The organism is Mycolicibacterium pulveris, from assembly GCF_010725725.1.
Lineage (GTDB): Bacteria > Actinomycetota > Actinomycetes > Mycobacteriales > Mycobacteriaceae > Mycobacterium > Mycobacterium pulveris.
In genome coordinates, this window is the sequence record NZ_AP022599.1 from 1,297,200 (window position 1) to 1,310,225 (window position 13,026).

A 13,026-nucleotide genomic window follows, 5' to 3' on the forward strand; every position below is an offset into this window, starting at 1 on the left:
CGGTTAACCTGACGGCAGGTTCAGCCGCCGCGCGAGGTCAGGTCCGCCCACTTCCCGGATGAAGCCGGCATCGCCGCACACCACGAGTTGGTCGCGGGCACGGGACAATCCGACGTAGAGCCGCTCGCGGGAGCGGTCGAACGCGGCCTCCTCGTTGACGACGAGCACCACCGCACGTCGCTCAAGGCCTTTGAACCCCAGCACGTGCCCGTAAAAGACCTGGTCGGTATCCCAGAAACTGTCCCAATACGCCCGGTGCCCGGCTTTTTGGCGTTCGATCTGCTCGGGATGCCGGCTGCCGGTGGTCAACAGCGCCACATCCTCGGGGCGCCAGCCCTCCTCCAGAAGCCGCTCGACCTGGTCGTCGCCGACGTCCATCGCGTCCTCGCGCGTACACGAAATGAACTGCACCGCGGGCCCTTCTCCGCCGAGGTAGCGCATCGGGTGATCGACAAGGGGCTGAAACGCATTGGCGATCTGGCGGGTGTTGCGCAGGTTGTGGTCGAGCAGCAGCGGCACCAACGGCACCGGCGGCGCGCCGAACCGGTTGAACACCCGCTGGCCCTCGTCGGTGAACACGTAGATGCCGCCCGTCTCGTCGTCGTTGAGCGCCGCCAACAAGGGATCCCACCAGGCGTCGGCGAAATCCTGGGCCTCGTCGACGATGATCGAGTCGAACCGATGACCCGGCTCCAGTTGCGTTGCCAACTTGGTCATTTGCAGCGGCAGGTCGTGTTCCCAGAACTGGACGGTCTCCTCGGTGCGCAGCGACTCATCGGGTCCTTCCGGGGCGCCCCACAGCTTGCCCAGATCGTGGAACTCCCCGACGTAGGCGGGTTGTTGGCGTCGCGGCCAGGTGGCGCAGATACGCTCCAGATACGACGCCAGCCCGTGCGAGTAACAGACCAGCGCGACGCGCTGCCCCTTCGCCGAGAGCCGGCGGGCCTGCTCCATCGCCAGGAACGTCTTGCCGCTGCCCGCTCCCCCGCGGATCTCCACCCGGTTGAGCAGCTGGATGGCGTCGAGGATGACGGCCTGGTGTTCGGTCAGCGCGTCGGCGGAGTCCTCGTTGGCCAATGCGCGCGCGACGATGCTGCGTTGCGGTAATCCCCTGCCGCTCAGTGCTGTCGAGAGTTGCGTGATCCCCTCAGCGCTCAGCAGCGGGCGGTCGAGTTCCTGACGGATGAGCACATACTTGAGTTTGTCGACCAGCGTCGGCAGATCGTTGCGGTCGATGACCTTCCAGCGCGGGCACTCCGGCAGCGCGAAGTCCGCGGCGATCTCCGCGTTGGGGAACACGACGACGTGGTCCCAGCGCAGGCGCCCCTGGGTCCAGCGGTCGTCTTTCTCGATGAACTCGCGCAGCGCGTAGCAGGCCTCCCGGGCCTGGCGCACCGGGTGGATCTTGTGCTCGTGCCCGCGACGGCGTTGCCGCCAGGACTCGCCGTCGTGCCAGACGTCGTTGCCCTTGACCTCCAGGCAGACGATGCCCGCGCCCTCGATGGCGACGACGAAGTCGACCTCGTGGTCCTTGAGGTGGTCGGTGACGCGCTGGCCGGCGATCACCGCGTCGTTGGGCTGCAGCTGGTCGCGCAGGCACTGGTAGACCCGGCGCTCGGCGGCGTTGGCCAAGCGCGGCGTCTCATCAGGCGTGATCGTCATCGTGTTCCCCCACGGTCTTGCAGGGTAGAACGGTCGGCCGACAAATATGCGGGATCGCGGTCCGCCGCGAGGGCGGCCGCACGTCGGTTACCGTGGCCACGTGTTCGGTACAGACGCCTCCCCACGCCCGGAACTGCGTCGGCCCCCTCGGGACGAACTCGCGGTCTATCGCGTCCGCGTCGACCTCGACCAGGCCCGCCCGCCGATCTGGCGTCGACTCGATCTGCGTTCCGACGTGACGTTGGACGTGCCGCATCAGGTTCTTCAGGCCGCCTTCAGCTGGCTCGATTACCACCTGCACCGATCTCGCTGGGCGGCGGCCCGTTTGAGCCCGACAGCCAGGTGTTCTTGTGCCCGTACGACGCCGACAACCCGGAATCCGACGACGACGGTCCGCGAGCCTCGCAGGTGCGGCTCGACGAAACGCTGCAGGATCCCGGGGATCGTTTGCACTATCTCTACGACTACGGCGACAACTGGGAGCTGACACTGCAGCTCGAGCAGGTGACACCCGCACGCGACGATGCCCCCGTTGCGGTCCTGGTGGATGGCGAGCGTGCGGCACCGCCGGAGGACTGTGGCGGGTTGACCGACGCCGAGGAGCTCGCGCAGGTGCTCGACGATCCCGCCCGGTTTGAGCCCGGCGAGATCACCGCGGCGCTGCGCGGTCCCTTCTTCGTCATGCGCGAGGCGGGCATTGATGCCCGTCTGGCCGAACTGGTGCATCGGCTGGAGCCGACCCCGCTCGGTGCGGGCCTGGCGGGCCGGGTGGCACGGCTGGTCTCGGAACCGACGACGGTGGACGATGCTGACATGACGGCGTCGCTGCGCGCGTATCGGTGGTTTCTCGACCGGGCCAGCGACGGCGGCATCCCGTTGACTTCGGCCGGCCACCTGAAGCCCGCCGACGTGGCGGCGGCGACGGAAGTTGTTCCGGCGATGGGTGATTGGCCGGGAAGCAGTGATCGGGAGGTGCATTGTCCTCCGCTGCTGCACTTCCGGCAGTCGCTGCAGTCACTGGGATTGCTGCGCAAACACAACGGCGTACTGCTGTTGACGAAGGCCGGGGCTGCCGCTCGGCGCGACCCAGCGGTGCTGTGGGAGCACTTGGCTCGCCGGTTGGGGCCGGGCGACGAGAGCACGTTTGAAGGCCAGGCGAGCTTGCTATTGCTTGCGTATGCGGGCAGCAGCGCCGACGGCGACGTGCCGTTGGACGAGATCGCCGCTGCGCTGACGGAACTCTATTGGCGACATGCGGACGGTGACGTAGTTCGGGACGGCGTTCTGTACTGGTTGCCCACGTACCTTGCGCTCATCAATGTCTCCGACCGGCCTAGGGTTTGGGCGCAACGGCGCTGGATCAGTCCTGCGGCATCCGCACTGGCGCGAGCGGCATTGCGCCAGACCTGACACGACCGCTACGACGTGCCGAGCTCCGCGTAGACCGCCGCCTCGAACCCGAGGATCGTTTGGACCATCTTGTCGTCGAAGAACGGCAGCAGCTGGGTGGCGATCACCGCGCCGATCCCCGCCTTGCGGTCGATCCAGAAGAAGCTGTTGAACAGCCCTGACCAGTCGGCCGAGCCGGCGCTGCGCATACCGGGCAGATCGGCCAAGTAGAGATGAAACCCGAGACCCCAACCCTGCGGAACGTCGAGCAGCTCGACCGGGTTGGCCAGTTCAGGAATGGTCGGCTCCATCTTCTTCGGCAGCGGCGCCCCGTCGAGGTGATCCCGCAACGCGAGCTCGACCGTCTCCTCCTTGAGGATGCGCGCACCCTCGAGCTCGCCGCCGTTGAGCCAGGCCCGCACGAACCGCCCGTAGTCGGTGATCGTCCCGTAGGACCCGTGGCCGGCCGCGTCCCATTCCGACTCGGCGGGCAGGTCGAGCTCCGTCGCCACGAGGCGGCCGTCCGGCGCCCGGAAGCGAATGGGCAGCAACCGGGTCCGCTGCTCGTCGCTGGGGGTAAAGGTCGAGTCGGTCATGTGGAGCGGGGCGTAGATGTGCTCGGCAAGGTAGTCGGCCAGCGTCTGGCCGCTGACGGCCTCGACGACCATGCCGAGCCAGTCCGTGTTGACGCCGTACTCCCAGAGCGTGCCGGGGTCGTGGACCAGCGGTGCGCTGAGGCTGCGCTTGATGCCCTCGAGAGGGTTGGGGAAGCCCAGTTCGGTGCAGTAGGTGAAGAGCTTTGCGTTGAGGAAGTGGTAGCTGCAGCCGGCGGTGTGGGTCATCAGCTGGCGCACGGTCGCCGGCGTTGTCGGCTCGCGCAGCACCGGCTCTCCGCCCTCGAACCCGTCGAGGACCTGGAGCTCGCCGAACTCGGGCACGATCGAGGCGACGGGTGCGTCGAGCTCGATGCGCCCCTGCTCGACGAGTTGCAGCGCGGCGGTGGTGGCGACGGTCTTGGTCATCGATGCGTTGCGGAACATGGTGTCGGGCTTGGCATCTCCGGCTGCACCCTGGTAGAGGACGCCGTCGCGGCCGACCACGGTGGCGGCGACGCCGTGCAGCGTCCCGTCGGCGGTGACGCCGTTGAGGAGGTCGTCGATGCGCTCGAACCCCATCTGAAGCTCCTTTGCTCTGGGATATGCGGGCCATCATCGCACGGTGCCCGCGGGCGGCGTCCGCTCTGCGGAGAATCGAAGGTGACGACCTCACCGCGGTCGATCGACTCCCAGTCGCGGGCGGTCCTGCTCGTTCGCGCAGGTCAGCGTGGGCGGGGACCGCGGCGCGCGGATTTGTCGGTGGCCGGGGTTACCGTCGGCTCGGAAGCGCTAATCAAGGGGGGATGATGCGCGGACGTGGGGGAATCGCGAGCGTGCTCGCGGTGTGCGGAGCAGTGGCGTTGTCGGGTCCGGCGCAGGCCGACGAATACGACTTCATCGCGCAGCTCGACGGCATGGGGGTGTACTACACCTCGATGATCGACATGATCGATATCGGCAAGGAGCTGTGTCACGAGCTGCGCTTCGGGGTGGCGCCGCCCGCGGTGCTGGGCAAGTTGCAGCGGACGGGGTTCGCCCCGGCCGAGGCGGCGATCGTGTTGCTGGCGGCGGTGGACACGATGTGCCTGGACGCCAAGCCGGCGGTCGTCGAGTGGGCGCGCGGCATCGGCTACACCCAGCCGCTGTAGGGGCGGGTGTGGCGATGTGTACCGGGTTCGACGGGCTGGGGCGGCCGTGATGGCAAGGCGTGGTTCGGATTCCGGCGGTGCGGCGGCGTTCTTTGGTGTGCTGGTGCTGATCTGGGTGGTCATCAACTACTACTGGGTCATCGTCGGTGTGGGGGCGGCGATCGGGCTGTTCTTCGGCATCCGGGCGCTGATCCGCCGCGAGCAGGAACGGCGGCTGGCCGCCGAGCGGGACGCCGAGATCCTGGCGTATCGCGCCGATCGACAGCATCGCTGGGCGCTGCGCGGCGACACCCGGGGTGTGTACGGCGTCGAAGGGGCGAAGTTGATGAAGTCGATCACGCCTCAGCCCGACGTTCCGTCGGCCAGTACGCCCGAGGATGACAAGCCCTACGCTGTGATCGCCTACACCGCAGAGGATCTCGACGTCCTGCTGAGCGAGAGGCCGACGGGATGGACGTGGGCGGCCTTTGTGTCGGTACTCGTGCAACGCTACGCGAAGGTGCGGCCGCGCCTGCGTGATTGCGAGCTGAATTACTCTGCGGCGCCGATTCGACACCTGCGAAGGGGCTGGGAGGTCGCGGCGTACTTCGAGGACTGCGTCGACAACCTGTGCGAGCTCACCGAGCGGTTGGCATCGTTCATGCACTCGCCGGCATTCAAGGACGTGATCGGCTTTGACGACGAGGATCTCGCCGACGCCGACGGGATCGTGCACGTGGCCAATCGGATGATGGACTTTCACGTGCGGTTCCTCGCGCTGGCCGAACGCTGCCGTGATGTCAGCGTGCCGTCGGCGTACAGCGGGCTGCTGAAGGACTGCACGCACCTGATGGGCATCCCGCTCGACGGGTACCGGGCGTGCATCGACGAACTCGTCGAGATCGTCGACGGCATGCCCGACGTCCTGCGTCACGCGCCCAGCGACGATGTCTATCTCGGCGCAGTCGTCCTGGAGATGGTCGCCGACGACCGGCTCATGGAGCGCATCTGTAAGCAGATCGAGGCGGCCGCGAAAGACTGAGTCGTGTACTGGCCGGACCCGCGGACTGCGCCGCGGGGTCACTCTGCCGTGTCGAAATTGATGACCTTGCCCCGGTTGATCGAGACCCAGTCGCGGGCTTGCAGGTACGGGCGGAAGGTTTCGGTGATCGCTTGCTGATCGGCGGGTGTTTTCGGCCGCTGCAGCTCGTAGAGGTGCGGGAACTCCGTCCACGCGACGACGGCGTCCCACAGCCGCACCGCCGCCTCGCCGACGGGCGGGTCGATGAGCACCGGCCCGAACAGGCACTGCCCGTCGGGGAAGAACAGCGTCGGCACGCCGTAGCCGCCGGCGTCGACGACGCGCTGGTGATCGGCCAAGACCTCGTCATTAGTGGTCGGGTCGGCGATAGCCTGGTCCACCAGGCCGGGATCGAAGCCGAGTTCCGCCAGAAGCGCTCGGGCGACGTCCTTTTCGTGCGGTTTGAGACCTTCGACGTGCAGGGCGCGGGCCGCGCGTTCGTACCACGCGTCGACGTCGGCCATCGACTGCCGGCGCAGCAGCGCGCCGATGCGCATCATCGACCATCCGTAGGACCACTCCCGTTCCCAGGGGTGCTTCTTGCCGTCTTCGCGGTTGATCTCCTCGAGGCTGAAGAAGCGCCAGTTCACCTCGAGGCCGGTGTGATCGCGCACCTCGCGGATCCAGCGCGACGTCTGATACGCGAACGGGCACATGATGTCGAAGTGAAAGTCAACGGCGGCAGGGCGATCGGTCACATCGGGAACCTTAGACTGGCCGGCGCGGGTGGGTCGTCATCTTGCCGGCTGCTCGTGGCGGGTTGGCCATGACCCGCGGTTCCTCATGGTGTGACCCAGCAGTGGAACAGTGGCATGCCCTCCCAGGCACCGCCGCGGGCGACCGCGACGACCGCGTGTGGGCGATCGAAGGTGACGTCGACGCGGCGGACGGTGCGTTCGACGAAGTGTGGGGCGCCTGCCGTCATTCCTATGGCTGTGACGGCGGCGGCCTCGAATCCGTGTTCGTCGTAGGCGGCCGTGGCCGCTTGCACGCACTCGATCGGCCCGTCGAGCCCGGGGACAGCCTGCCCCAATGAGGCGACGAGCTCGGCCACTCCGGGAGCGGCGGTAAGCGCGGTGTCCACGGAGGCCTTCCAGCGAGGTAGGTGACTGCGCCAAAGGCAGTCGTCGCCGGGCGCGTCCAGCAGGTCGACCGCCTCGATCGTCTCGCGGACCGTCCACGCGTGGCCGTCAACGAGCTCATCGCCGGGCGTTTCACCGTGCCATAGGGCACCCTCGTTGAGCTGGGCGACGACCTCGTCGGTAGCGCGCCACACATCGATCGGCGAGAGGTCCGGGGCGGCAACGACACTGACGACGTCGACCGCGTCTTCGCTGAACGGCTTGGCGACGGCGACGAGCCCCGCGGCATTCGTGTCCACGATGGTCTGCAGCCCCCCGTCGAGGACGAGCCGACCGTTTTCGTCGGTGCGCATTTTCTTGGTCCAACGCGGCTGCAGGACCAGCGCGGTAGCCAGGACAAGCATGGTCAACGGGTTCACCTGTAGCGGGAAGCGTTCGATGAGGCCACGGGTGTGCTCAGATGCCCAGCGGTCCAGCCCGGCCTGATCGGGCAGCTCATCGAGCGCGACAGGAATCGTGGCGGTCGGCGGAACCCGCGACCACGCACCGAGCGCCGCGGCGACGGTCCGATGCGGTGCGTCGAGCAGGTCGGCGGCCAGCGAGGAAGCGTCCTCGCAGGACACGCCGAGCACATCCGCCAGGCGCTCGCGGTGTGCGCCGGTAGCGACAGGCGCCAATCGCGCGAGCAACAGCCACAACCCCAGATACGAGATCGCCGGCGTCTGCGCCGTACCCAGCGACTGCCGCGTCGCCGCGGCATACGCGGCGATGAGACCGGCCATGTCCGGACGGCTGGCTGTCGTCCACGCGGCATCGTCGGACGAACCAAGAAATTTGCGCTGTCCACAGCTTAGACACTCGGTGGTCCAGTCGCGCTCCATCATCGAGCACCCGGCCAGCATGAAGTCCCGCCGACGTTCTACCTCCTCCAAGAGCTCTGGAGAAGGCATGCCGTAAGCCTTGTAGTGCAGTGCGGTCGATCCGCATCGACCGCAGGCGGGATTCTCGTTCGTCATGGCTGGCAAAATACATGGACGCACCGACAAACCAGCACGCGAAAGGTCGAAACCCGCCGATAGACAGTACTGAACTCGCCGCGAGCGCCGAACATGTTGCACACACGCGATGGTTAGTCAACCACGTTTGGGGGCAGCGGCGTGCCGAGATAAGCCAGGGAAGACACGGTTTCGAGCAGCTTCGGCTATGACTGGCCGGTCGTACGGGTGAGCGCGAGGACGGTGGGATAGATCGAGCGGACGACAACATCAGGGAACTGAGCCAGCAGCGCCATGACAAACGCTGAACGCTTCACGTTGAGCTCGTTGAGGAGCTCATCGTGGCTTAATTCGCCTTTGATCTTCAATCGGTTCCAGGCGGCTACGATCATCCAAGCCGGAACGAGTTGCGGTGCGGTTCCGAGCCGTCGAGACCGTAAGGTCTCGACCCAGACCCCACTCGCATCGAACCGGTCGATCCAGTTCGGTCGCTTGTTGGTAAGTGTCTCGATCTCGGCATGGGCTTCGAAAACGGCCTGAATTCGTTCGAGCAGATCGTCATCGAGATTCTTCAATCGCGGATGCGTAGAAATTCTCCACCTCCTCGTCTGCCCGGTCGAGGCCGATAAGCCGCTCGACGTACGACACAGACGGCACAACTGGTTTTCAATCGAGACCCCGTATTGATCGCCAAGATAGCGGATTCTCATCGTCTTTCACCAAGAACTCGGACCTGCGGGCGATAATCTTCTGGTGCGAAACGGTGGAACGGTCCCAGATCATGGGTAATAAGTCAACCGATCCGCTGCTGCTTGGTCAGCGGGTCGTGGCCATCCTCGAAACCGGTCAACGCGACGCCACCTACAAGCTAGCGACCCTGATGGCGCTGATCGAACACTGCATCGAAAATTTACCTGAGCAAGCCACCGATACGCTGCGGGTGCCGATCCCCGAGTTGGCGCACCGGGTGCTGGCAATCTACTGGCGTCAAGTTCGCCCCTTCGAGGGACATGAGCTCGCACAACGCAGGACTGGGAGGAAGGCGCGGATCATTGACGCGACCAAGGAGTTGCGCGATGCGGCGCGCACCGGCGACACCGCACTGTCGCTTGAGGTCGCGATGATGCGGACACCCAAGGCCTATCAGCAGGCGATCGACAAGATCGTCATCGCACTGGCCAAGCAACCGCTGCCGAGGTTGCAGAAGCTCCCCGGATCGGCCACCAGTGATCCGTTCCTGTACGACGATTCCTTTCTGGGCGAGAATGTTTCGCGGCGAACGTTGCGCCAACACGGCGACGCAATTGTGCTCAACCCAGGGGTTGCGCACGGCCTGGCCCGACTTGCCGGTCTGCTGCGGCCCACGCTGGAGATCATGTGGGTCGAAGACGTGCGGCAGATGAACAAGTTCCTGGACGCGGAAGTGCCCGACGTCGCCGGGCACCTGTTCGGGCGGGAACGAACAGCCCTGACCGTTGTCCGCGACCCATTCAAAGAGGCGTTCGGACCGCACTGTTTCTATTGCGGCACCCACCTGCCCGCCGATAATCCGATCGATCACGTTCTCCCGTGGTCGCTAGTGGGTATCGACGGGCTCGCCAACCTCGTTTTGGCTTGTGCCCGGTGCAACGGCGACAAACGGCACGCACTGCCATCAGTCGACATCGTCAATCGTGTTCTCACACGGGACCGCGAAGCCCTCGAGGAGATCGCCGCCGACCTGCAGTGGCCGACCCAGCACGAGCGCGTGACTGCCGCGGCGCGAGGCATCTATCGCGGCCAGCCCGAAGGAGTCCCAACGTGGGCTGGTTACAAGCAAACCGAGCGGCTCGATATCAGCTTCCCGCCGTGGTGGATAATGACGGGCTACAGCCCGCGATGAGCTATGGCGCCGACGCCGATACCTCCGCAGTGGAGACGGTCGCCGCCGTCCGAGCGTTTTGAGGTCGACCTGTGGTGGATATGGATCCAGGAATCTACGAACTACTTGTCACTGAGGCGCTGCACACACGTCTTGGCTATCTGGATAGCACCCTGCGCCCGACGCGCGCTCTGCACACGGCCGAGGCGGCCGATCGGATTGCGCTGCACCTGAGCCGGGAAATCGAGAGGTCTGTCGAGGCATTACCTGACAAGGACCGCGTCAAGATCGGCATCGAGATCGCCCGCCAACTGATTCAGCGACTGAGCGAACTAGCCGAGACTGACACCTCCGCCGCACCCGTCGAACCAGGTGAGGTTCTCCACGCGATTCTCGAAAAGCAACCTGACGGGAAACCTCGTACGATCACCGAACCACTTATCCCCCTTCTTGACACCACGCTGCTCACAAATGCTCCCGGTGACCCGGTCCTGATGACCCAATTGGACGCCGAGATCGACTCCGCAACAGACGGAATCGACGTGGTGATGGCATTTGTCCGCCGCAGCGGCATCAACCCCCTACTCAGCTCACTACGGCGTCACTGCGAACGAGGTAGACGGCTGCGTCTGCTCACCACGATCTACACCGGTTCCACCGAACGAGCAGCGCTGGATCAACTGAGCAACCTCGGCGCCGAGATCGGCGTCTCCTACGACGTGACCAGCACTCGATTGCACGCTAAAGCGTGGATTTTTCATCGCCGGACCGGGTTCTCAACCGCGTACGTCGGCTCATCGAATCTGACGCATAGCGCCCAACACACTGGCCTCGAGTGGAATGTTCGTGTCTCGTCAGCGCGCAATCCCGACGTGCTGGCCAAGTTTGACGCAATGTTCGAAAGCTACTGGCAGGGTGGCGACTTCATTCCCTACGATCCCGACCAGTTCGACATGGAAACACGGCGGGCCACCCATACCGACCAGGGCCCACATATTGTCCTTAGTCCGATCGAGCTGCGGCTCGAGCCTTTCCAGGAGCGATTGCTCGAACAGATCTCGGTATCGCGCACCAAAGGGCATCATCGCAACTTGCTCGTCGCCGCGACCGGCACGGGAAAGACCGTCATGGCCGCCGTCGACTACGCGCGGCTTCGTGAGGAGCTCCCGCGCGCTCGGCTGCTCTTCGTGGCTCATCGAAACGAAATTCTTGATCAGAGCCTTGCCACATTTCGATATGCCTTACGTGAAGCGTCGTTCGGTGAGAAGTGGATCGGCGGCTCCCGACCTCAGCTCTTCGACCATGTCTTCGCCTCCATCCAAAGCCTGAATGCCGCCAACCTGGAAGATCTACCGCCCGATCACTTCGACGTTGTCATCATCGACGAGTTCCATCATGCGGCAGCGCCGTCGTACCAAAAACTTCTGGACCATGTTCAGCCCCGAGAGCTGTTGGGCCTTACTGCCACGCCCGAACGCAGCGACGGCCTTTCGATCCTTCACTGGTTTGACGACCGCATCGCCGCCGAACTGCGACTGTGGGATGCCATCGACCAACAGCGCCTTACACCGTTTATGTACTTCGGGATCCATGACGGACTCGACCTCACCGAGATCCCCTGGCGCCGCGGCCGCGGTTACGACCTTGAGGCATTAAGCGATCTGTACACCAGCACCGACGCTTGGGCTCGCACCATCGTGCAAGAGGTGCAGCGGCGAGCCGAAGACCCGCGCTCCATGCGGGCTCTCGGGTTTTGCGTCAGTATCGACCACGCTCGGTTCATGGCGACGCACTTCAACAAGCACGGCATCCCTGCCGTGGCGGTTTGGGGTGATAGCCCGCGGGAGGAACGCAAGGCGGCGTTGCGGCAGCTGTCCGCCGGGGAGATCCGTGTTGTCTTCTCGGTCGACCTGTTCAACGAGGGTGTCGACGTGCCCGCTGTCGACACCGTGCTGATGATGCGTCCCACCGAAAGCCCGACGTTGTTTCTGCAACAGCTTGGCCGTGGTCTGCGGCGGTCGAAGGGCAAAGCCTTTTGTACGGTCCTCGACTTCGTGGGTACGCATCGCCGTGAGTTCCGCTTCGACCGCCGCTATCGTGCACTCATCGGTGGCACGCGTCGCGATATTGAACGCGCAGTGCAGCAAGGTTTTCCGTTCTTGCCGGCCGGTTGCTACATGCAGCTGGACCACAAGTCGTCAGAGATCGTGCTGCGTAGCCTGCGCGAGGCGATTCCCACCCGTTGGCCTGCCCGCGTCGAAGAATTGCGGGTCGTGCACAGCAAATATCCCGACGTAACGTTGTCGAAGTACCTCGAGGAGTCCGGGCTGGACTTGCCCGATGTGTACGACGGGTCACGGAGCTGGTCGGATCTGTGCGAAGCGGCCGCGGTGCCGGTCGCACCTTCAGGCCCACATGAGAAGTCACTACGTAGGGCGGTCGGTCGGCTGTTGCATGTCGATGACGATGAGCGCATCGCTACCTACCGCGACCTCCTAGAGTCAACAATCCCACCGGATGTCTCGACGTTGCCCGAACGGCAGCGACGGTTGGTCCGCATGCTCGTCGCGAGCCTCGGCGACCAAGTCCTGACGAAGGACCACTCGGTGCAGGACGCTGTCGATCTCTTGTGGGCGCACCCACAGATACGTGCCGAACTCGCCGAGCTTCTCGTCGAGCTCGACGATCGGGTGGATCACTTGCACGGTGATCTAGAGCATCATCCCGACGTACCGCTGCAAGTGCACGCCCGCTACTCGCGCATCGAGATTTTGAGCGCGTTCGGTATCGGTACAAACGCCAAAGTCGCTGCTTGGCAGAGCGGTGTGTACGAAGCGAAGGAGGCCAACGCCGAGTTGCTTGCGTTCACACTTGATAAGAGCACCGGCGCGTTTTCGCCGACGACCCGCTACCGTGACTACGCGATCAGCCGCACCCTTATTCACTGGGAAAGCCAGTCGACCACAAGGGAAGACAGCGCTACGGGCTTGCGCTACCGCAATCACGAACGCGACGGTCGCTCCATCATGCTGTTCACTCGTCTGCGCGCCGACGACCGAGCCTTCTGGTTTCTCGGCCCGGCCAGCTATCGCGGTCATGTCGGCGAGAAGCCGATGGCCATCACGTGGGAGCTGGACACACCCTTGCCGGGTGACCTATATCAGCAGTTCGCCGCCGCGGTCGCCTGAGAGCGGACATTGACGGAAGCCTCGGGATCAAACGACGACACTAGT

The 13,026-nt window shown here is 64.9% G+C and carries 11 protein-coding genes; 6 read left to right on the forward strand and 5 right to left on the reverse strand.

From position 1 onward, the window contains the following. Positions 1-3 precede the first annotated feature (3 nt). On the reverse strand, positions 4-1,662 hold the full coding sequence (locus tag G6N28_RS06485; RefSeq protein ID WP_163898328.1) for an NERD domain-containing protein: 1,659 nt from the start codon (positions 1,660-1,662) through the stop codon (positions 4-6). 46 nt (positions 1,663-1,708) lie between these two features. Between G6N28_RS06485 and G6N28_RS27250 the strand changes: the two genes are divergently transcribed. Further along, on the forward strand, positions 1,709-2,149 hold the full coding sequence (locus tag G6N28_RS27250) for an IS1096 element passenger TnpR family protein (RefSeq protein ID WP_264072478.1): 441 nt from the start codon (positions 1,709-1,711) through the stop codon (positions 2,147-2,149). Beyond that, complete coding sequence (locus tag G6N28_RS06490) at positions 2,071-3,072, forward strand: plasmid pRiA4b ORF-3 family protein (protein ID WP_264072477.1); 1,002 nt, start codon at positions 2,071-2,073, stop codon at positions 3,070-3,072. The genes G6N28_RS27250 and G6N28_RS06490 overlap by 79 nt, the downstream gene beginning before the upstream one ends. Positions 3,073-3,080: 8 nt before the next feature. On the opposite strand, the gene G6N28_RS06495 is transcribed toward G6N28_RS06490, so the two are convergent. Next, complete coding sequence (locus tag G6N28_RS06495) at positions 3,081-4,226, reverse strand: serine hydrolase domain-containing protein (protein ID WP_163898331.1); 1,146 nt, start codon at positions 4,224-4,226, stop codon at positions 3,081-3,083. Positions 4,227-4,453: 227 nt separating this feature from the next. Here G6N28_RS06495 and G6N28_RS06500 point away from each other — a divergent pair, with 227 nt between their 5' ends. Together G6N28_RS06500 and G6N28_RS06505 are read left to right on the forward strand one after the other, a co-directional pair. Next, complete coding sequence (locus tag G6N28_RS06500; RefSeq protein ID WP_163898334.1) at positions 4,454-4,795, forward strand: DUF732 domain-containing protein; 342 nt, start codon at positions 4,454-4,456, stop codon at positions 4,793-4,795. Positions 4,796-4,844: 49 nt separating this feature from the next. Beyond that, positions 4,845-5,816, forward strand: coding sequence for a hypothetical protein (locus G6N28_RS06505; RefSeq protein WP_163898336.1), 972 nt, complete (start codon positions 4,845-4,847; stop codon positions 5,814-5,816). Between the two features lie 38 nt (positions 5,817-5,854). Here the strand turns inward: G6N28_RS06505 and G6N28_RS06510 are convergent, their stop codons facing one another. From G6N28_RS06510 to G6N28_RS06520, 3 genes are all read right to left on the reverse strand, one after another. Next, positions 5,855-6,553, reverse strand: coding sequence for a mycothiol-dependent nitroreductase Rv2466c family protein (locus tag G6N28_RS06510; protein ID WP_163898339.1), 699 nt, complete (start codon positions 6,551-6,553; stop codon positions 5,855-5,857). Positions 6,554-6,636: 83 nt separating this feature from the next. Beyond that, on the reverse strand, positions 6,637-7,719 hold the full coding sequence (locus G6N28_RS06515; protein WP_163898342.1) for a serpin family protein: 1,083 nt from the start codon (positions 7,717-7,719) through the stop codon (positions 6,637-6,639). 419 nt (positions 7,720-8,138) lie between these two features. Beyond that, positions 8,139-8,507 carry a hypothetical protein gene (locus G6N28_RS06520; RefSeq protein ID WP_179962028.1) on the reverse strand — a complete coding sequence of 123 codons (369 nt, stop codon included), beginning with the start codon at positions 8,505-8,507 and terminating at the stop codon, positions 8,139-8,141. Between the two features lie 206 nt (positions 8,508-8,713). Between G6N28_RS06520 and G6N28_RS06525 the strand changes: the two genes are divergently transcribed. Together G6N28_RS06525 and G6N28_RS06530 are read left to right on the forward strand one after the other, a co-directional pair. Continuing rightward, positions 8,714-9,814, forward strand: coding sequence for an HNH endonuclease (locus tag G6N28_RS06525; protein ID WP_163898345.1), 1,101 nt, complete (start codon positions 8,714-8,716; stop codon positions 9,812-9,814). Between the two features lie 80 nt (positions 9,815-9,894). Next, on the forward strand, positions 9,895-12,981 hold the full coding sequence (locus G6N28_RS06530; RefSeq protein ID WP_163905897.1) for a DUF3427 domain-containing protein: 3,087 nt from the start codon (positions 9,895-9,897) through the stop codon (positions 12,979-12,981). Positions 12,982-13,026: the final 45 nt, after the last annotated feature.